The following is a 20,265-nucleotide window of genomic DNA, read 5'->3' as shown; positions in this document are numbered from 1 at the left end:
ATCCCTCATTTTGCAGGCCAAATGAATACAGCTAACGTACCGTTTCCGACATGGCTACCCACGACAGGGCCAACGTTCGTCAGCACTTTCTCTTCTAATGTGAAGTGTCCTGACAGCTCTTGCAAGAACTCTTCACCGGAAGCCGGTTCAGCCGTATGACCCACGGCCACATTGATTTTGTCTACGCCTTGAATATCCTTCTTGAACAGTTCAATCATACGGGCAATTGCCTTCTTACGGCCTCTAACTTTCTCCACTGCATAAATTATTCCTTCTGCATCAATAGACAGGATCGGTTTAATATTAAGAAGCGTTCCCAGAATGGCCGAGGCTTTTCCAATTCTCCCGCCTTTTTGTAAATATTCAAGTGTATCTACCAAGAAGTAAAGCTTGCGCGATTGGCGTAAACTCTCTACAGCTTCAAGAATCTCTTCTGGACTCTTGTCCTCTGCAGCCAATCTGGCGGCTTCCACCACCATAAATCCAAAACCGTAAGAAGCGGAGAGAGAATCAACCACTGTGATTCCTTCTCCCTCTTCCTCCAACATCGATTTAGCTAAAAGTGCAGATTGGTACGTACCGCTCAGTCCTGAAGAAATATGAAACGAAAGAATAGGACTTCCCGGATAACGTACCAGAATATCACGGTACACATTCATGTATTCAACCGGTGAAGGTTGAGAAGTTGTCGGCAACTGTGACGAGCGGGGAAGGCGCTCATAGAACTGCTCCGGAGTCATATCCAGATTGTCCCGGAAAGCCTCTTCGCCGAACATTAAGGTCAAAGGGACGACCTCAATGCCATACGTTTCCGCCATTGCTGGCGGGATATCAGATGTGCTGTCGGTGACGATGATGGTACGATTCATGGATTATCTCCCCCATACTATAATTTTGCCAACTACGTAATTAACAGGTTGCCCTTGATCAATTATAGAGCCCTCAGCAACTATCTATGGCTCTACGGAGAAAAGATAATAATAAAGGGGTTGGCCACCCTCATGAATCTCTACTTCCACATTAGGGTAAGTCGCTTCCAGCCACTCACTTAATGAATCTGTGACCTCAGAATCGGTCTCAGCTCCAATAAGGATCGTAACAATTTCATCACCATTCTCAAGCATATTGGACAGCAGTGCCTGACTTGCAGCCAAGAGATCATCTGCGGCCGCGACAATTTTGGAGTTAGAAATTCCGATAAATTGTCCGGATTTAATCTCCAGATCATCGAAGCTTGTGTCACGGACAGCATTCGTTACTTGTCCAGATTTAACATGAGTAATTGCTTCTAGCATATTCCCTGAATTAGTCTCCACGGAATCCTCTTCTTGGAATGCGAAGGCTGCAGCAATGCCTTGAGGAATGCTTTTACTTGGAATGACTGTAATCTCACGTTCGCCCTCCAAGAGATCTTTAGCTTGCTGAGCGGCAAGCACAATGTTGGAGTTATTAGGAAGAATGTAAACATGCTTTGCAGATATAGAAGAGATCGCGTTCACGAAATCCTCTGTACTAGGATTCATAGTCTGACCTCCAGCAAGGACAACGTCCACACCGAGGCTCTTGAAAATATCGGCAATCCCAGCGCCTGATGATACTGCGATGAAGCCGTAAGGGGCTAAATCATCTGCCGGTGGTTCAGCTGGAGATGAATGTACTCGACTCTTCTCATCCGGCATATCAGCAAAAACATCTGGCATAGGTGCAATATCCATGCCTGCGGTTAGCAAGTCACGGTGTTGCTCACGCATGTTAAGAATGTGAATCTGCGTAATCTCCCCATAGAGGAGTGCCAGATTCAAGACTTCACCTGGAGACTTGGAATGCACATGCACTTTAATTGTTTCATCGTCCGAAATTACAATGATGGAATCACCATTTACTGACAACGCTTTCCTAAAGGTTTCCTCATCAAAATCCGTTCTCACGTTGCCGCCTAACTGACGATTAATGAAGAACTCCATATCATATAGAAATTCTATGTCCTCTGTAGAAAGCTGAGATTGCGCAGAAGACTGTACAGAAGACAGTTCACTTTCAGGTTTCTTTAACACCGGTATAGATGCTGGCACAACTGGTGCCTGAGGTTGTCCTTTTACAGGTTCAGACACACTGGAGCTTCCGCTCGTTAGATGTTGATGAAACCCTTCATAAATGTAGACCAGACCTTGACCGCCAGAATCTACTACACCGACTTGCTTCAAGACAGGCAATTGTTCAGGTGTATAGGCTAAGGCTTCTTTTGCTTTGGCCAATACCTCTGTCATAAGCTCTGTAACATCCGTGGTTCGGCGAGCAAAGTAGACAGCATGTCTAGCAGCCTCTTTAGCCACTGTAAGAATAGTTCCCTCTACAGGCTTCACAACCGCTTTATAGGCTGCGTCCACTCCGTTTTGCAGTGCAGCAGCGAATTGCTGTGTGTTCAGCTCATCATGTTGAGCTGCAGATCTGCTAAAACCTCTGAACAACTGGGACAAAATAACACCGGAGTTCCCCCGAGCGCCCATTAATAAGCCCTTTGAGAGTACACCTGCACATTGACCAACAGACGTAGTATTATTTTTCTTCAATTCATTCGCACCTGCGGTCATCGTCAAATTCATGTTTGTTCCGGTATCTCCGTCTGGAACCGGAAAAACATTTAGGGAATTGACGTGTTCTGCATGCTGTTGCAGCTTATCCGCTCCAGCCAATACCATAGCGGTAAAATCTGTTCCGTTTATAGAACGCTTACTCAATTGAGAATTCCCCTTCCTAACTTCATGCCTAATCATTCTATGATTAACAGGACATAATGCACTAATTTACATTGTACTATAAGTATTAAAAGAAATAAATGTTTTTGAATCGGTTGACGTAGCAAAATTTGCTGTGATATTATAGATAAGTATTGTTTATGCAGGTGTTAGGAATAAGGAGGTGTAATCTATGTCCCGCAAATGTGCAGTAACAGGCAAGAAACCGAGCAGCGGCAACCACGTGTCTCACGCCAATAACCGCAACCGTCGTTCTTGGGGAGTTAACGTTCAGAAGGTCCGTATCCTCGTGAACGGTAAACCAAAACGCGTGTACGTCAGCACCCGTGCTTTGAAAGCCGGTAAAGTTGAACGCGTTTAGTCTTTTGCAATTTTAAAGACCGAGCGATCACTCATATGAAGCAAAAAGCACCCTTTACATTTGTAAGGTGCTTTTTTTCATGTTTGCTGTTCTGTTTCAAGCTCAACTCTTCTGAAATGTGTTCAAAATCGCTTTAACAAAACCTCCTAAAAACCTAGGCAGCTTAAACGTGTAAAATTTCATGGTTTACCCTCCCATCAATTCATGCCGTACGCAGGAGACTTTCTTCTTGTTCTATCGTTAACGTACTGCAGTCCTCCCTGCCAAAACAAAAAAGGCTACATGAGATTTCTGCTCATGTAACCATATTTATGCGTCAAGGACTTGGCCTATACCTTTAGTCGTAACAGCCTATTTTTTTTAACGAAGTGCCGCTTCCGCTGCTTCACGAATTTCAAGGATGGCTGCAGCACGATCACTCCGGCCAAAAACTGCATTTCCTGCAACCAAAACATCTGCCCCTGCACTGACAACCAATGGCGCTGTAGCTTCCGAAACGCCACCGTCAACTTCAATAAGCAAATTCGGATTGACTTCATTTGCCCATTCTCTAATTTGAGTGATTTTGCGCAAAGTGTTAGGAATAAATGCTTGACCTCCAAAGCCTGGATTGACGGTCATCACGAGAACCATATCCACATCCTCAAGCACCTCACGCACCGCTGATGCCGGAGTGCCTGGATTAATAGCTACTCCTGCCTTAAGACCCAATTCCTTGATCTGATGCACCACACGGTGTAAATGAACGCATGCCTCAGCATGTACAGTGATTACACTAGCGCCTGCGGCAGCAAAATCAGAAATATATCGTTCTGGAGACTCAATCATCAAATGAACATCAAGTGGAAGCTTGGTATGTACCGAGACTGCTTTTACGATGGGTGGACCAAGCGTTATATTCGGAACAAAATGACCGTCCATTACATCCACGTGGATCCAATCTCCACCACTGATCTCAGCTTCTGCAACCTCTGAGCCTAAACTTGCGAAATCGGCTGACAATATAGATGGTGCTATTCGTATCATGACTTAGTACCTCCGCTTTTTATCTTTCATTTCATTAAAAAATAATTTGTAATGCTCGTACCGGCTATCGGCGATTTTCCCAGCTTTCCATGCCTCGATGACTCGACAGCCTGGTTCATGCTGATGACTACAACCACGGAATTTACAATCTCCTGCGTAGTTGGCAAATTCACGGAAACAAGTAGAGAGCTCTTCAACACCAAGCTCAAGAAAATCAAGCTGACTAAAACCAGGGGTATCCGCCACAAAGCCGCCCCCGCCAATATCCATCAGTTCTACATGCCGAGTAGTATGACGGCCACGGCCTAGCCGTAGACTGATCTCGCCTGTCTCCAGCTTAAGACCTGGAACAATACGATTCAATAAGGTCGACTTTCCTACCCCGGATTGACCCGCAAATACACTGATGCCGCCCGTAAGTCGCTTTCTTAGTTCATCACTGCCTGCTCCTGTAAGCGAGCTTGTAACCATCACTTCATAACCAATGTCCTCATAGAGCTCTTTAACATACTTAGTAGCTTCACCATCATCATTAGCCAAATCCTGTTTGGTCAGAACAATTAAGGGTTCTAGTCCTGAATGCTCAATATGAACCAGAAACTTGTCCAATAGGTTCAGGTTCATATCAGGCTCCCGCACAGAAAATAGCAGAACGGCAAGACTTACATTCGCTACAGGTGGACGGATTAGCTCAGATTCTCTTGGAAGAAGCTCATCCACCATCCCTTCTCCATGCTCAGTCAGCATATAGATCACGCGATCACCCACAAGGGGAGCGATCCCCTTTTTCTTAAGTATGCCTCTTCCTCTGCATTGGACAGAATCTTCCTCTGCCGCTATTAACCCTTCACGAAGCGGTTTTACGTAATAATACCCGCTTAACGCCTTTACTATTATTCCTTCAGGCATACATAGTGAGCCTTCCTCTCCTGATTTTGCGAAAATGACCCAAGTTTGAAATCCCCGGGTCACTTCGCTGCTATAACTGTTCAAGCACTTCTACCCTGATTAGTTATCGCTTTTATCTTTAGATTTATTGTTGTTTTTATTATTGTGCTTATCATTATTTTTATTATTGTTCTTGTTCTTGTTGTTGCCATTATTGGTCGATTCATTATTCAGTGAACTGTTAGTAAGGAATCCCGTCTGATTGGCTGATCCAGTATTAGTAGAACCTTCGTTGTCTGAACTTGGAGGCAGGATCTCTGGTTCAATGGTCGGTTCAGCAGTAGGAGTCGGTTCTATTGGTGTCTCAGTCGGCTGCGGGGTGGGAACCGTTGGTGGTTCAGGTTCTTGCACCGTGCCATTCTTCGCATCAATATATGGAATCACATAAGTGTCTAAAAGCACACCGTCCCGGGTAACAATAACAGAACCATCTTTATTCGGAGCAAGCACCAAATTAACGGACAATACTTGACTCTTTCCAATGGTACGCGTTCCCCAATCCTGTTTCTCTCCATTATTCCGCGCATCTACATACTCAATCCTAATTTTGCTCTTTTTCCCGTCCTGTGCAGGAGCTACCGGCACATTAAAGGTATAATTCAGGGCTTCAGGTGGATAACCTGTACTTAAGTAAATCGTAATCGCAGTTCCAGGAGGAACAGGGATACCTTTTTCATAAGCCCAAGTCTTCGTTACTTTACCTTCTTCAACCGTGAAGCTGGATTCTTCTTTTACATCACCAAGTACCAGCTTAGCGGCTTCGAGGGCTGCCTTTGCTTCACTCTCCGTCATACCGATGAGATCTGGCATCGTGACACTTTCTTCCCCTTTGCTGACGTAGAGGATGATTGAAACCGTCTCAGGATCAAACTCGCTGTCAAGGGCTGGGTCTGATTTTACAACCTTACCCACCGCCGTATTTTCATCGAAGAGAGGTTCATTCTTAATTTGAGTCTGGGGTACACCCTTAGCCATCAGCATTTTAACCGCTTCGTCGAAAGTGTAATTCGTTACATCTGGCATCTTAGTTAAAGGTTTCGCCGTATTCACAGTTAGAATTAGGGAGGCTCCCTTTTTCACTTTGGCGTCCTTTTCCCTACTTTGCTTCATGACCACATTCTCTTCGAAATTCGGACTGTAGTCATACAGTATAGGATCAGCAACCTCAAGCCCCAAATCCTCAAGTTCAGTCTTCGCTTGTTCCAGCTGTTTACCGACCACGTATGGAACCGATACTTCAGGAACAACTAATTGAGATTTAACGTACCACACGAGACTGGCCATAGCCAGCAGTAACACTAAAGTTAAACCAATCCATAATGCAGGTTTTGCCCATTGTTTCTTACCTTTTTTCACAGGCACCGGATCATCATCATAATCATCATCTTCATCATTATCCATCCGGTCGTGGCGATGATTACGATTTCCATTGCTTCTTTGGATCGGTTTAATCGCCGGTATCACCCGTGTTCGATCCTCGTCTTCTTCGTCGTTAAAAAGAACCTTGGCTTCACTACGCCGCTCAGGCAACAAGCAGGTTTCTAAATCCTGCAGCATTTGCTTTGCAGACTGATAGCGCTCCTCCGGATTCTTACGCATCGATCTCAGAATTACATTCTCGACGCTTTGCGGGATAAGTGGATTCAAGAGCCTTGGCTCTTCAAACTCTTCTTGAAGATGTTTTAGAGCTACGCTAATCGGACTCTCCCCTAAGAATGGAAGACTTCCTGTAAGCATTTGATAGAGTACAATCCCTAATGAATAGAGATCGGACTTCTCTCCTGTAGATACACCTTTTGCATGCTCTGGTGAGAAATAATGCACGGAGCCCACTACAGATCCTGTCTGAGTAATGGTTGTAGATGTAACCGCACGAGCAATACCGAAATCCGTTACCTTCACCCGGCCATTGCGCCCAATCAATATATTATGTGGTTTAATATCCCGATGAATAATTTGATTCTGATGAGCGTGATCGAGGGCATCACAGATTTGTGAAGCGATCCGTACGGATTCGTCAACTTGTAATGGCGCTCGTTCTTTAATAATTTCATTAAGATTCTTGCCCTCAATATATTCCATGACAATATAATGAATTTCGTCTTCTTGTCCTACATCATAAATACTAACAACATTCGGATGAGACAATGATGCAGCTGATTGCGCCTCCCGCCTAAAACGGCGGATAAATTCCTCATCATGTACAAATTGATTGCGCAATACTTTAATGGCGACGTTTCGGTTTAAAAGAATGTCATGTGCTCTATAGACGAGCGCCATTCCACCTCCGCCGATCCGTTCGATGACTTGGTAACGGCCGCCCAGTTCGTGACCGATCATCAATCCCACTCCTTTGTTTCGGGCACAGCGGCCTCTCCATGATGTTCTAACAAAGCGACGCTAATATTATCGCCGCCGCCAGCAAGCAGTGCCAACTGAAGTAAGCGGTCCGCTCTTTCCTCTAACGGTATCTCATGTATACCCGCTACCTTGCCCAAATGCTCATTGGTAACAAAATTACTTAAACCATCACTGCACAGAAGCAAAAGTTCCCCGGGTAGCAGAGTAACAGGAGTTAAATCAGCTACCACCTCCGCATCTGTTCCAAGTGCTCTCGTCAGCACATTACGTCGCGGATGATTATCTAATTCCTCCACACTGATCTGACCGTTCTTGAACAGCTCATTGACTAGCGTGTGATCCTCGGTTAATTGAACTGCTGCACTGTCCTTTATTAAATAGGCTCTGCTGTCCCCGATATGGCCAATATAACCACTTGAGCCATTCATCAAGGCAGCAACGACAGTGGTACCCATATTATGATACTTATCGTCGCTGGAAGCCTCCTTAAAAACAGTGCTATTAGCTTCCAAAATAGCAGCTGATAACGCATCACGCAGGGCTTCGTCTTGAAGCTCAGGCAGGAGCCCCTCTAGGGTATTCCTCATCGTCTCCAAAGCGAGCCTGCTCGCGGTTTCACCAGCCTGATGTCCACCCATCCCATCGGCAATTATGCCGAGTGTATAACCGTGGCGCGTCGTGCCGATCCAGACCGAATCCTCATTGACAGAGCGCACTCGGCCAATATCGCTGGCATGAACTGTTCTGATCAAATATCCTCACCCCAACTCCATATGTTTGGCGCGCAGCTGTCCGCATGCGGCCGCGATATCATGGCCTTGTTCACGGCGAATGGTAACATTCACACCGTTGTCAGCCAAAATACGTTGAAACTCAAAGATATCATTGCGTGAAGTACGTACATATTTCCGCTCTGGCACGTGGTTTACTGGAATCAAATTGACGTGGCACAGCATGTTTTTAAGCACACCAGCTAATTCCTCAGCATGCTCCGGCTGATCGTTCACCCCACCGATCAAAGCATACTCAAAGCTGACACGTCGTCCCGTCTTAGCTTGATAATAACGTAAAGATTCAATCACATCATCAAACGGAAAGCGGCGGTTAACCGGCATTAGCTTTGAACGAAGTTTATCGTTAGGTGCATGAATCGAAATTGCCAAATTTATCTGTGTATCTTCTTCTGCAAATTTATAAATGCTCGGCACAATACCGCTAGTGGAAACAGTAATATGCCGTTGTCCGATATTCAGGCCTTTCTCATGAATCATAAGACGCAAGAATCTCATGGTTGCATCATAGTTCTCAAACGGCTCGCCAGTACCCATGATAACAATACTGCTGACACGTTCGCCGCGCGCATCCAAGATCTGTTGGGAACGTACCACTTGCGCTACAATTTCACCCGCAGTCAAATCTCTCTTCAACCCACCAAGCGTAGAGGCGCAGAATGTACAACCGATTCGGCAGCCTACTTGGGTAGTTACACAGACGCTATTACCGTAATTATGTTTCATGATAACAGTCTCAATTGCATGATCATCATGCAATCCAAACAGGAATTTTACTGTTCCATCTTTCGATTCCATTTTAGTAATCTCAGTGAGCGCTGCAATGGAGAATTGCTCATTAAGCTTCTGACGAAGTCCTTTAGACAAATTGCTCATGGCTTCGAAGTCACTTACACGTTTTACATACAACCAATCAAAAATCTGTCCACCACGAAAAGCAGGCTCACCGTTATCTTTCGCCCACTGCTGTAACTCTTCTAAAGAAAAATCATATATTAAAGGTTTCATTATTATTAGCACCTGTTCTTTCATAAGGATATGCGTATTATTTCTCATTCTTCCTATTTTAACACAAATTTCAGAGACGGTAAAAGAAATAGCCCGCCGTACGGTAGCCCGGCGGGCAAAAGATACAACAATTGTCAGTAAATTTACTATATTACAAGACTCTTTGAAGCTTAGAGATATAGAATCCGTCGCTGCCATAATGATGCGGCAATAATTGAATTCCCTCACCTTCAGCCAGCGCGGTACCTTCCAATCTATCCCATAACGCGGAAGCAAACGTTATAGAAGTGAAATCAGGATTCTGCTTCAAAAAGGCAGCTACAACTTCACGGTTTTCCGCTTGTTCAGTCGTACAGGTACTATAAACCAGAACCCCACCCGGCTTCAACAGTTTGGAGACCGATTGCAGGAGCTGACCTTGTAGTGACGCTACGCTTGTAACATCCTCAGGCTGCTTACGCCATTTGAGATCTGGCTTACGGCGGATTACCCCAAGCCCAGAGCAAGGAGCGTCCAATAGAATTCTATCGAAGGAATGATGCTCTAAGGTATGCTCTAGCTCCAGCGCATCTGCACTGCCTGTTACTACACTTTCGAGACCTAGTCGCGCAGCTTGATCCGAGATAAGCTTAGCTTTATGCGGATGCAGATCGTTAGCAAGAATAGACCCTTCATCTTTCATCAGCTCGCCCATATGCGCTGTTTTGCCCCCAGGTGCGGCACAGCAATCAAGAACTCGCATTCCAGGCTCAGGTGCAACAGCTTCAGCTACAAGCATGGAGCTTTCATCCTGAACAGATATAAATCCATCCCGATACCAAGAAGAAAGAGCGAGATTACCGCCGGCTTTTACAACAATACCATATGGACTAACTTCAGAAGCAGAAGCTTGCAGACCTTGTTCAACCATCTGACTCAGTAGCGCTTCACGGTTAATCATCGTTGTATTTACACGTACACTGACAGCAGGTGGCTCATTATTAGCGGTGCAAATAGCTTCCGCAGTGTCAACACCATACTCAGTAATCCAGCGCTCCACTAACCATAAAGGATGGGAATACTGAATGGATATCCGTTTCGCCGGGCTCAATTCATCAGGTATAACCGGTAGATCTCCAGCTCGAAGCACACTACGAAGCACGCCATTAACCATACCCGAGATTCCTTGATGGCCCTTTTTCTTAGCTATATTAACAGCCTCGTTTACAGCTGCATGAGACGGGATGCGGTCCAGATACATAATTTGATATAAGCTTAGTCGCAATAAATTACGCACCCAAGGCTGCAATTTAGCGATCCCTTTGCTAACAAATTCCTCTAGCACATAATCAAGTGTGTTCATACGAGAGATGGTGCCATAGACAAGCTCAGTAACTAGTCCAGCATCTTCTCTGCTAAGAGCAGACTTCTGCAGACTGCTGTTCAAGAGTAGGTTGCTGTATGCACCTTGCTGTTCGACCTTTACCAGAATATCGAGTGCGATATCCCGGGCAGAGGCTGTATTAGCTTTACCTTTGTTTCCGGCACCGCCCTTTTTACCGCCCGCGCTCAACCTAGCACCGTCCCTGGTTTCATGACACCGCCACGGCTAAAGTCCGCAGCACTCATAGCTTTCTTACCAGCAGGCTGAACAGTAGTTAGCAGCAGACTTCCGTCTCCAGTCTTAACCTCGACACCTTGTTCAGTAACCGAAAGCACCGTTCCTGGCGCACTGTCAGTTGATTTCTGTTCAGTGGGAATTTTTGAAGACCAAACTTTAAAGGTCTCTCCATTCCAGAGTGTAAACGCACCTGAAAAAGGAACCAGCCCACGGATTCTATTATAGCTATCACGAGAACCAGCGTTCCAATCCAAACGCTCATCCTCACGATTTAGGTTAGGTGCAAAAGTTGCTTGACTATCGTCTTGAGGAGTCGCTTGAACACGACCGCTTACTAATCGCGGCATTTCAGACTTCAAGAGGTCACGTCCAGCAAGGCTCAACTTCTCGAACATCGTGCCGGAAGTATCCTCATCCTCGATAGCCACCTCGACGCGCGAGATCATATCTCCAGTGTCAAGTCCTTCAGCCATATACATCAAAGTAACGCCGGTCACCTTCTCACCGTTAATGATACTCCGTTGAATCGGTGCGCCCCCCCGGTATTTAGGAAGTAGTGAACCATGAACATTCACACAACCATTACGCGGCAAATCCAATACAGCTTTAGGCAAAATTTGACCATAAGCAGCTGTAACTATCAGGTCAGGCTCATATGCAGCTAACTCTGCAACAGCCTCGGGTTTGCGCATCCGTTCAGGCTGGAGCACAGGTAAACCGAGAGATAATGCGGCTTCTTTAACTGGTGAAGGAGCCAAGATCTTTTTACGTCCTTGCGGTCGATCTGGTTGGGTGACGACTACTACAACTTCATAGCCTTCATCCATCAGCATTTGCAAGCTTGGTACCGCAAAGGCTGGGGTTCCCATGAATACAATCTTCATATCCTCACTCCTCAGTCTCATTGCGTTCAGCTGTCATCTCGTATACTTTTTCAGCGATATCGGTAAACAGTACTCCGTTCAGATGGTCAATTTCATGTTGAAAAGCCCGAGCAAGTAAACCACTGCCGGTAATGGTAATTTCTTTTCCCTCACGGTTAAGACCACGTACGGTTACTGTCTCTGCACGGCGTACATCACCGTTCAATCCGGGAATACTAAGACATCCTTCAGGTCCTAGCTGCTCCCCTTCTGTACCGATGATTTCCGGATTAATCATTTTGATCAGCCCGTGCTCTTCATCTGCATCCACCACAATTAGGCGCTTCAAAATACCAACTTGTGGAGCTGCTAGCCCAACACCTTCAGCGTCATACATCGTATCAGCCATATCATCTAACAATTTTTTGACATTAGGTGTAACTACAGTTACTTCTTTTGCTATTTTGTGCAACACTTCATCCGGTTCCTTAACGATCATACGTATCGCCATTACAAACACCTTCCCGTTCTGTACATCTCTATATTTAGAGTTTATTGATCTAGCTCTTTTTTTACATTGTAACATGATAACGATTTACATCAACATTTGCGGATCTACATCAATGCTGATTTGGAGCCCTGTATCCCGAACAGAATCCTCCAGCTCCTCAGCCACTTGCCGAACAAGCCCAATCACATCGATGACGCCGCGCCATTTTATCATACACTGGAATCTATATCTACCCTTCAAGCGAGGGATTGGTGAAGCTACTGGACCTAACAGATCGAGTACATCGGTAGTTAACTTATCCAGACTCCCATACCATCTAAGCTGTCTGGCCTTCCCCTGAAGATTCATAACGTAATTCTCTGCCATCCGGAGTAATAGCGGTAATTGCTCATGGGATAATGTAACCAGTATCAATCTGCAATAAGGTGGATAATGTAGCCCTCTACGATGCTTTAACTCCTCCCTTACAAAAGAGAGATAGTCATGCCCGCTAGCATGAACAATAGAATAATGCTCCGGTGTATAGGACTGAACAACTACCTCACCCGGAAGCTGATGCCGGCCTGCTCTTCCAGCAACTTGTGTAAGCAATTGGAAGGTCTTTTCCGCTGCACGAAAATCGGGCAAGTTCAACGCTGAATCTGCAGTTATTACACCAACAAGAGTTACGTCGGGAAAATCCAATCCCTTCGCTACCATCTGTGTGCCTAGCAGAACATCCGCTTTTTTGTCTCTGAATTGGTTGAGTAATTTCTCATGCGAACCCTTTTCTGTCGTAGTATCCACATCCATACGAATCACCCGTATACCAGGAAACAACTTGCCAAGCTCTTCTTCCACTCGCTGAGTTCCTGTTCCGAAGAATCGGATATGCTCACTTGCGCACTCTGGACAAAGCTTAGGTGCTGGCTCGGCATGACCACAATAATGACAACGCAAATTGTCACTGCGGCTATGATACGTTAACGAAATATCACACTCCGGGCAACCTGCCACATATCCGCAACTTCGGCACATGACAAACGTTGAGAAGCCTCTGCGGTTAAGCAATAACACCGTCTGTTCTCCACGTTCCAGTCTTTCAGCCAGTGCAGAATGCAGCTTCCGACTAAACATGGAGCGATTACCTTCTTTAAGCTCTTCCCGCATATCCACTACATTCACCTTGGGAAGCTCGTTGCCAAGTGCGCGAGTAGGCATTTCTAAAAGTACTGGTGAAAAATGAATATCACTCTGTGCTCTGGCCGCATGATAGCTTTCTAACGAAGGCGTGGCGGAGCCTAAAATCACGGCTGCCCCACACTGCTCGGCTCTGCGAATCGCAGCATCACGGGCATGATATTTCGGATTTTCCTCCTGCTTATATGAGGTCTCATGTTCTTCATCCATAATAATCAAACCCAGGTTAGAGAACGGAGCAAACACTGCTGATCGGGCACCAACGGCAACCGTAGCCTTTCCTTCGCGGATTTTGCGCCACTCATCGTAACGCTCACCTACAGACAATCGGCTATGCATTACCGCAACACCACTTCCAAAACGCCCTTTAAAACGTTCCACCATCTGCGGTGTTAATGCAATTTCTGGAACGAGCACTACGGCCTGTCTGCCCTGATCCAAACAACGTTTGATACATTGTAAGTAGATTTCTGTCTTACCGCTCCCCGTAACGCCATGTACCAGAAATACTTCATGTAGTTGCTCTTCTAGTGTCCGTGAAATTCGAGTGTATACAATCTCTTGCTCTGCTGTAAGTGGCAGAGGCGTAGTAGGCTTAAAGTCACGTCCTTGATAAGGGTCGCGATAGACTTCAATCTCGCTGATTTCGATGAAGCCTTTTTCCTCTAAACCCTTTACTGTACTTGCTGTAACTTGAAGGGCTGACAAGACTTCCTTAAGCGCCATAGGGAGTGTAGCTTCTCTTTCGATTAGAAAGCTTAGCACTTCCTTCTGTCGCGCAGATTTTTTAGGAAACTTACTCAGCGCCTCACGAGCAGCCGTAATACCTATCGCCAGATCTACCGCTTTCAGCTTTTTCTTGCCCATTTTATCTTTGATTGATTGGCTCTCTACAAGAACTCCGCGCCGCAGCATGAACTTCACTGTTTCCGCAGCCTCCGGAAACGCACGGGTAAGTTGCTTCATGGAAACTTCGCCATTACGTCCAATAAATTCAGTGATTAGTCGTTCCTCATTCTCTGTCTCAGCAAACATAGGGAATAATTCATCATCAGGGAATGCTGTCTCTTCTTCTACAACTCCTAATGAAATCAGTCGTTCTGCCTTCCCCTTAAGAGCGGTGGGCAGCATCGCTTGAAGGGCAGAAATTCGTCTGCAGGCATATCTTTTACTCATCCAGTCTGCTAACTCAACTAATTCAGGGGATAACGGTGGAAGCAGATCAAGGACTTCTTGAATAGGCTTAAGCGCAGGATTCACTACTGTTTCTCCTGACTCTAACGAAACAACAAACCCTTGCACCGTACGGTGTCCAAACGGGACTGCTACTCGGCTGCCCACTTCAATCCATAATTTTAGTGATTCTGGAATACTATAATCAAATGGCCGGTCAGTGCTGCGTACAGGCACATCCACAATGACCTTGGCAATATCCATTATAATGAAGCTCCAGAAATGCGCTCTGCCACGAGTGTCAGCAAACGGCGTGCGACCTCATCCTTAGACAATTGTGGCAATTCAAGCACCAATCCATCTGCATCATAAATCGATACAATATTCGTATCCGATCCAAATCCGGCTCCTGCAGCCGCTACGTTGTTAGCAACGATGAGATCGCAGTTTTTGCGGACCAGCTTGTCCTTTGCATAAAATTCTGTGTTTCCCGTCTCCGCTGCAAAGCCGATCAAGAACTGCTTATCCTTGTTTTTACCTAGCGTTTCGAGGATATCCGTTGTTTTTATAAGCTCAAGAGTCAGCGTATCTCCACTTTTTTTAATTTTGGATTGCTCGCTGTGCTTCGGACGGTAATCCGATACAGCCGCTGCCTTAATCATGATATCGCAGCTATCCCAATGGGCAGTAACTGCTTCATACATTTCTTGTGCGGATTGAACACGAATAACAGAAATATCCGGGTCCTGCGGAGGCGCTTCATCTGTTCGCGCAGCAATCAAGGTAACATCTGCCCCCATAGCACGTGCAGCATGTGCCACAGCAAACCCCATTTTACCAGAGGAATCATTGGAGATATAGCGTACCGGATCAATCCGTTCTACTGTACCGCCAGCTGTGATGACAATCTTTTTACCCTTGAGTGGACTAGACTTCGCACTTTCTTGCAATGCAAAAAAATCCTCCACATAACTTATGATTGTCTCAGGCTCCTCTAAACGGCCTTTGCCTACGTAACCGCATGCCAGCAAACCTTCCCCAGGCTCAATAAACTGAATACCACGTTTAGCGAGGGTGTCCAAATTGCTAAGTACAGCGGGATGCTGATACATATGGACATTCATAGCTGGTGCCACCATTACAGGTGCAGTAGTAGCGAGTAACGTAGTAGATAACATATCATCCGCAATTCCATGCGCCATCTTGGCAATCATATTCGCAGTTGCTGGCGCTACTATTACAAGATCCGCTGAATCGGCCAAATCAATATGCGAGATGGAAGATGGGTCACGTTCCTGGAATGTATCACTATAAACTCGTTGCTTCGACAGTGACTGTAGAGTTAATTCTGTAATGAACTGCTTTGCCGAAGCTGTCATAATGACATGAACCTCGGCTCCTTTTTGGACAAGCTTACTGGTCAGGGACGCTGCTTTGTAGGCCGCAATACCTCCTGTAATCCCAAGTAAAATAGTCTTCCCCTTCAAGCTCTTCAACATGATCTCCCCCCTGTTTCCTACTCTTACAACGAATGATCTACTACTTTATTTCTTATATTTTGAGAAAAAAATAACAACCTTCCGGTTGTCAGAAACAGCCCGGTTTTGGGCTATCATCATTCATTAAAGATTCATAAATGCTCCATAACCCAAGAAGAAACGGCATCGCCTAATTACAACTAGGCGGTATCCGTTTCTACAAAAGGGAATATCTAAACAGGCTTGCGACTACTCTTCACCGCGGGTAAGCGTAATGCGATCTTCGTAAATTTCTTCAAGAGCAACACCGACAAATTTATGCGATCTAGGGTTCTTCACATCTGTCTTACCACCCTCACGCAATTGTCTAGCACGACGTGCTGCGGCTACAACGAGCGAATACTTACTGTCAACCTTGGTCATCATTTCATCAATGGATGGATATAGCACAGGGACACCTCTTCATAGTTTACTGGTAATACATTTAATCTTTCAGCATACATTATCTGACTTTACAATGTTCGGCGATAATAATGCTTTCTATTCTCTTACAAGCCAGATCAATCTCATCATTCACAACAGCATAATCATAATGCTGCATTAGATTTATCTCATCCTCCGCTACGGTCATGCGGTGATCGATCACATCTGGATGTTCCGTACCCCGTCCGCGTATGCGGTCCTTCAACTCGTCCATAGAAGGTGGAAGAAGGAACACAAAAATACCTTCAGGAAATTTCTCTTTGACTTTGAGAGCTCCCTGAACCTCAATTTCGAGAATAATGTCTTTGCCGCTATTGAGAGTTCTCTCTACAAAATCACGTGGAGTACCGTAAAAATTACCTACGTACTCCGCATATTCAAGCAGTTGATCGGCTTCTATCATAGCCGCAAACTGCTCTTTGCTTTTGAAAAAATAGTTCACACCGTCTTCCTCACCCGCACGCGGACTGCGAGTAGTAGCTGATACTGAGTAGACAAGTTCGGGCATCTTCGGACGTAGCGCAGTACATACAGTACCTTTACCTACGCCGGAAGGTCCGGATAATATGATGAGCAATCCTTTTGACATAATACACTCCATTTAGTTGTTATTCGTCGTTGTCGTCATCTTTACTGGATAAGCGATGCGCCACAGTCTCCGGCTGTACAGCCGACAAAATGACATGATCACTATCTGTAATGATTACGGCACGAGTCCGTCGGCCATAGGTGGCGTCGATCAACATATGTCGATCACGAGCCTCCTGGATAATACGTTTGATTGGTGCAGATTCCGGACTGACGATGGAAATAATGCGATTGGCGGACACAATATTTCCAAAGCCAATGTTGATAAGTTTGATTGCCATGTTCCGGTAGTTCCCCCCATAAAGTTCTATGCTATTACCTGTTCCCGGCTACTCTATGTTTGCCGCTTGTTCACGAATCTTCTCTAGCTCTGCTTTCATGTCTAGCACAAGACCCACGAGAGTTAAATGATTGCATTTCGACCCGATTGTATTCGTCTCCCGGTTCATCTCCTGAATGAGAAAATCCAGCTTGCGTCCTACCGGCCCTTTCCCCTTCAGGAGGGTTCTGCATTGTTCGAAATGACTATACAACCGGGTCAACTCTTCATCAATATTACAGCGATCAGCAAAAATAGCGATTTCCATCCCGAATTTATGCTCATCAAAAGCGAACGTCCCATCATTCAGCTCATTCAATCGGTGACGTAGCTTGTCACGATATTCAATGACTACAACAGGAGCAAGTTCAACCATTTCAGCATGCATGGTCTCAAGATAGGTGAGACGCTGTTCAAGATCAGCGACTAGAAAACTGCCTTCACGGGCGCGCATCTCCAGCAGAGACTGCAAACTCTGCTCAAGTCCCGTCTCCAACATTTCAGAGTAGTCTTCTAAGGCCGCGGACACGGCACCCGCAGCCTCATCTTTGCTTTCCATAATACCGGGTATAGAAAGTATATCACGAAGAGTCAACTCACCGGACAAACCATACTCGTTCTTAAGCTGATCTGCTGCCTTAAGATAAGTCATGACAGCAGAGCGATTCAGAACCGGTCCAGAAGACGACTCATCATGCTCTCTATTGATGGTAACATCTATCCTTCCCCGTTTGACGTGCTGTTGAACCTTTCTTCTCAGCACATCCTCATAACCCGTCCAATCCCGGGGCATCCGCAGTACAACTTCGCAGTACCGGTGATTCACCGATTTCACTTCGAACATAATCTTGTAGCCGCCGAATTGCAGGGACGATTGACCGTATCCGGTCATGCTAAATGACAACGGAATCACATCCATTACACTATTGTAATTGATTATTACTAGCGAAACAAGGGGGATAATTTACGTCCTGATTTCTCCCATACATACTCCATCAGCTGTGCACTCATATCATAGAACATGAACGGTGTCATCAAATAGATCCCATTGAAATGAGCTGTAGCCACATCTAGCAGCTCCTTAGCGATGGCGACACCTTCAGCTCTTCCTGCTTCCCCTTCAAGTCCTTTCATGCGATTCCGGACTTCATCGGTAAGCTGAATGCCTGGAACCTCATTATGAAGGAATTCTGCATTACGTCCACTAGCCAGTGGCATCACACCAATAAACACGGGGATTTCCAGATGTGCAGTGGCCTCTGCGATCTTCACGATAAGTTCCTGATCATAGACTGGCTGGGTCATAATATAATCCGCACCAGAGGCAATTTTCTTCTCCAGTCGCTGTATAGCCTTATCTAAATGTTTAACGTTCGGGTTAAAGGCAGCACCGATTACAAAATTCGCTTTCTGCTTCAAAGGTTTACCAGAGAAGGAAATGCCATCATTCAATTGCTTAATCATTCGAATAATCTCAAAAGAGGTTAAATCATAAACCGAACTTGAGCCAGGAAGATCTCCGAATTTTGCGGGGTCTCCAGTCACCGCCAACACATGATCAATGCCAAGCGCATCAAAACCCATCAAATGCGATTGAGTACCGATCAGATTACGGTCCCGACAAGCAACATGCACCAGCGGACGAAGTCCAGTTTTAGCGTGCACCAAATGTCCTAAAGCCATATTGCTCATCCGTGTAACAGCCAGTGAGTTATCGGCGAGTGTCAACGCATCCGCACCCGCTCTTCTCAGCGCTTCTGCACCCTGCATAAACTTGGCGATATCCAAATCACGGGGAGGATCCAGCTCAACGATAACCGTGTGGCGTTCTTTTACTAAATCAACCAGGTTCGGCTCTCTGCCATCTCTTCCCTCATCTTCACCAAAATGCTCTTGCAGCGATGCACGTTCCACCGTCACAAGCGACGGTTTTGGAAGTGGCTGAGGTTCGTAACCTTTTAATGCGGAAGAAATTTCAGCAATATGCTGCGGTGTAGTACCACAGCAGCCGCCGATAATTCTGCAACCCATTTCTGCAAAAGTTACTGCCATCTGCCCGAAATATTCCGGTGAAGCCCCATACCGGTATTCTCCGTCTACATAATCGGCAACACCTGCATTCGGATAGACCGAGGTCGGTAGAACCAGATTGCCCTGTACAGCTTTCAGCGCTCTCTTAATTCCATTTGGACCCGTATTACAGTTAAATCCGATGATATCTGCTCCGTCACCTTCAAGAATGCGAAAAGCCTCTGGCAGCGTCAGTCCATCCAACGTACGAGCTGATTCATCGACAGCAAATTGGCAAATGACTGGGAGAGTACTATGTTTACGTACAGTTCTTAGTGCAAGGTGAAGTTCCTCGACATCGTAGAAGGTTTCTAGCATAATACCGTCTACTTCTTCTTCTAACAATGCTGTGATCTGCTGCGTAAAATACTTCTTCAACTCTGTTGATGAGAGATTTGCACGCTTACCGGCGCGAATGGAGCCTACAGCACCTAATACATAACCAGTATCTCCAGCAGCTTTACGAGCGATTCTTACTCCGGCACGATTAATTTCTTCAACCTTGGACTCCAAACCATATTTGGACAGCCTGTCAAAATTCGCTGAGAAGGTGTTGCTTTCTAGCAGCACTGCCCCTGCATCTATATAGCTGCGATGTACATCTTCGATAACCCCTGGAGAGGTCAAATTTAATTCTTCGTAGGAAATGCCGACAGGGAAACCCTTCTGATATAAATAGGTACCCATCGCTCCGTCTCCGACCAATACTTTGTTTCCCCATGCGGAACGTAGATCCGGCTTCACTGCAAA

Annotated in this window: 19 protein-coding genes; 1 reads left to right on the top strand and 18 read right to left on the bottom strand. The window is 45.7% G+C overall.

Annotated features, from left to right (window positions below; all coding sequences use genetic code 11):
- Positions 1–5: 5 nt before the first annotated feature.
- Both NST74_RS12235 and NST74_RS12230 read right to left on the bottom strand, forming a co-directional pair.
- Positions 6–869, bottom strand: a complete 864-nt coding sequence (locus tag NST74_RS12235; protein ID WP_042126899.1) for a DegV family protein — start codon at positions 867–869, stop codon at positions 6–8.
- An 84-nt stretch (positions 870–953) separates the two neighbouring features.
- Positions 954–2,738 carry a DAK2 domain-containing protein gene (locus NST74_RS12230; protein WP_341112268.1) on the bottom strand — a complete coding sequence of 595 codons (1,785 nt, stop codon included), beginning with the start codon at positions 2,736–2,738 and terminating at the stop codon, positions 954–956.
- Between the two features lie 190 nt (positions 2,739–2,928).
- On the opposite strand from NST74_RS12230, the gene rpmB reads away from it, so the two are divergent.
- On the top strand, positions 2,929–3,117 hold the full coding sequence (gene rpmB, locus NST74_RS12225; protein WP_036686205.1) for a 50S ribosomal protein L28: 189 nt from the start codon (positions 2,929–2,931) through the stop codon (positions 3,115–3,117).
- A 102-nt stretch (positions 3,118–3,219) separates the two neighbouring features.
- Here rpmB and spoVM read toward each other — a convergent pair whose 3' ends face one another.
- From spoVM to NST74_RS12145, 16 genes are all read right to left on the bottom strand, one after another.
- Positions 3,220–3,300, bottom strand: coding sequence for a stage V sporulation protein SpoVM (gene spoVM / locus NST74_RS12220; protein ID WP_020431362.1), 81 nt, complete (start codon positions 3,298–3,300; stop codon positions 3,220–3,222).
- A 177-nt stretch (positions 3,301–3,477) separates the two neighbouring features.
- Positions 3,478–4,143, bottom strand: coding sequence for a ribulose-phosphate 3-epimerase (gene rpe, locus NST74_RS12215; RefSeq protein WP_042126895.1), 666 nt, complete (start codon positions 4,141–4,143; stop codon positions 3,478–3,480).
- A 3-nt stretch (positions 4,144–4,146) separates the two neighbouring features.
- Positions 4,147–5,052 (bottom strand): ribosome small subunit-dependent GTPase A, encoded by a 906-nt coding sequence (gene rsgA, locus NST74_RS12210; protein WP_076117609.1) that lies wholly within the window; start codon positions 5,050–5,052, stop codon positions 4,147–4,149.
- A gap of 99 nt (positions 5,053–5,151) precedes the next feature.
- On the bottom strand, positions 5,152–7,431 hold the full coding sequence (pknB, locus tag NST74_RS12205; protein WP_341112267.1) for a Stk1 family PASTA domain-containing Ser/Thr kinase: 2,280 nt from the start codon (positions 7,429–7,431) through the stop codon (positions 5,152–5,154).
- Entirely contained in the window at positions 7,431–8,204 is a 774-nt protein-coding gene (locus NST74_RS12200) for a Stp1/IreP family PP2C-type Ser/Thr phosphatase (RefSeq protein ID WP_042126889.1), read from the bottom strand. Before NST74_RS12200 ends, pknB begins: the two co-directional genes overlap by 1 nt.
- A gap of 6 nt (positions 8,205–8,210) precedes the next feature.
- Entirely contained in the window at positions 8,211–9,251 is a 1,041-nt protein-coding gene (gene rlmN, locus NST74_RS12195; protein ID WP_341112266.1) for a 23S rRNA (adenine(2503)-C(2))-methyltransferase RlmN, read from the bottom strand.
- A 151-nt stretch (positions 9,252–9,402) separates the two neighbouring features.
- Positions 9,403–10,803, bottom strand: coding sequence for a 16S rRNA (cytosine(967)-C(5))-methyltransferase RsmB (gene rsmB, locus NST74_RS12190; protein ID WP_341112264.1), 1,401 nt, complete (start codon positions 10,801–10,803; stop codon positions 9,403–9,405).
- Entirely contained in the window at positions 10,800–11,735 is a 936-nt protein-coding gene (fmt, locus tag NST74_RS12185; protein WP_341112263.1) for a methionyl-tRNA formyltransferase, read from the bottom strand. The genes rsmB and fmt overlap by 4 nt, the downstream gene beginning before the upstream one ends.
- A 4-nt stretch (positions 11,736–11,739) precedes the next feature.
- Positions 11,740–12,225, bottom strand: a complete 486-nt coding sequence (gene def, locus NST74_RS12180; protein ID WP_042126884.1) for a peptide deformylase — start codon at positions 12,223–12,225, stop codon at positions 11,740–11,742.
- Between the two features lie 84 nt (positions 12,226–12,309).
- Positions 12,310–14,841 carry a primosomal protein N' gene (priA, locus tag NST74_RS12175; protein WP_341112262.1) on the bottom strand — a complete coding sequence of 844 codons (2,532 nt, stop codon included), beginning with the start codon at positions 14,839–14,841 and terminating at the stop codon, positions 12,310–12,312.
- Complete coding sequence (gene coaBC / locus NST74_RS12170) at positions 14,841–16,076, bottom strand: bifunctional phosphopantothenoylcysteine decarboxylase/phosphopantothenate--cysteine ligase CoaBC (protein ID WP_341112261.1); 1,236 nt, start codon at positions 16,074–16,076, stop codon at positions 14,841–14,843. The genes priA and coaBC overlap by 1 nt, the downstream gene beginning before the upstream one ends.
- A 228-nt stretch (positions 16,077–16,304) precedes the next feature.
- Positions 16,305–16,505, bottom strand: a complete 201-nt coding sequence (gene rpoZ / locus NST74_RS12165) for a DNA-directed RNA polymerase subunit omega (protein WP_036686188.1) — start codon at positions 16,503–16,505, stop codon at positions 16,305–16,307.
- Positions 16,506–16,557: 52 nt separating this feature from the next.
- Positions 16,558–17,127, bottom strand: a complete 570-nt coding sequence (gene gmk, locus NST74_RS12160) for a guanylate kinase (protein ID WP_042126879.1) — start codon at positions 17,125–17,127, stop codon at positions 16,558–16,560.
- A 19-nt stretch (positions 17,128–17,146) separates the two neighbouring features.
- Positions 17,147–17,407 (bottom strand): extracellular matrix/biofilm regulator RemA, encoded by a 261-nt coding sequence (gene remA, locus NST74_RS12155; protein WP_006209218.1) that lies wholly within the window; start codon positions 17,405–17,407, stop codon positions 17,147–17,149.
- 48 nt (positions 17,408–17,455) lie between these two features.
- The gene (locus NST74_RS12150; protein WP_042126872.1) at positions 17,456–18,349 is read right to left on the bottom strand and encodes a YicC/YloC family endoribonuclease; all 894 of its coding nucleotides are present in this window, start codon (positions 18,347–18,349) and stop codon (positions 17,456–17,458) included.
- A 38-nt stretch (positions 18,350–18,387) separates the two neighbouring features.
- Entirely contained in the window at positions 18,388–20,259 is a 1,872-nt protein-coding gene (locus NST74_RS12145) for a bifunctional homocysteine S-methyltransferase/methylenetetrahydrofolate reductase (RefSeq protein ID WP_341112259.1), read from the bottom strand.
- Positions 20,260–20,265 lie beyond the last annotated feature (6 nt).

This window comes from Paenibacillus sp. FSL F4-0125, assembly GCF_038008565.1.
Lineage (GTDB): Bacteria > Bacillota > Bacilli > Paenibacillales > Paenibacillaceae > Paenibacillus_AQ.
The sequence above is the reverse complement of the archived record's forward strand: the minus strand, read 5'-3'. Positions and strand labels throughout refer to the sequence as shown.

Coding starts and splice junctions, on each gene's coding strand:
- NST74_RS12235 (WP_042126899.1), bottom strand. CDS start 869: ATGAATCGTACCATCATCGTCACCGACAGCACATCTGATATCCCGCCA.
- rpmB (WP_036686205.1), top strand. CDS start 2,929: ATGTCCCGCAAATGTGCAGTAACAGGCAAGAAACCGAGCAGCGGCAAC.
- spoVM (WP_020431362.1), bottom strand. CDS start 3,300: ATGAAATTTTACACGTTTAAGCTGCCTAGGTTTTTAGGAGGTTTTGTT.
- rpe (WP_042126895.1), bottom strand. CDS start 4,143: ATGATACGAATAGCACCATCTATATTGTCAGCCGATTTCGCAAGTTTA.
- rsgA (WP_076117609.1), bottom strand. CDS start 5,052: ATGCCTGAAGGAATAATAGTAAAGGCGTTAAGCGGGTATTATTACGTA.
- pknB (WP_341112267.1), bottom strand. CDS start 7,431: ATGATCGGTCACGAACTGGGCGGCCGTTACCAAGTCATCGAACGGATC.
- rlmN (WP_341112266.1), bottom strand. CDS start 9,251: ATGAAACCTTTAATATATGATTTTTCTTTAGAAGAGTTACAGCAGTGG.
- fmt (WP_341112263.1), bottom strand. CDS start 11,735: ATGAAGATTGTATTCATGGGAACCCCAGCCTTTGCGGTACCAAGCTTG.
- def (WP_042126884.1), bottom strand. CDS start 12,225: ATGGCGATACGTATGATCGTTAAGGAACCGGATGAAGTGTTGCACAAA.
- priA (WP_341112262.1), bottom strand. CDS start 14,841: ATGGATATTGCCAAGGTCATTGTGGATGTGCCTGTACGCAGCACTGAC.
- coaBC (WP_341112261.1), bottom strand. CDS start 16,076: ATGTTGAAGAGCTTGAAGGGGAAGACTATTTTACTTGGGATTACAGGA.
- gmk (WP_042126879.1), bottom strand. CDS start 17,127: ATGTCAAAAGGATTGCTCATCATATTATCCGGACCTTCCGGCGTAGGT.
- remA (WP_006209218.1), bottom strand. CDS start 17,407: ATGGCAATCAAACTTATCAACATTGGCTTTGGAAATATTGTGTCCGCC.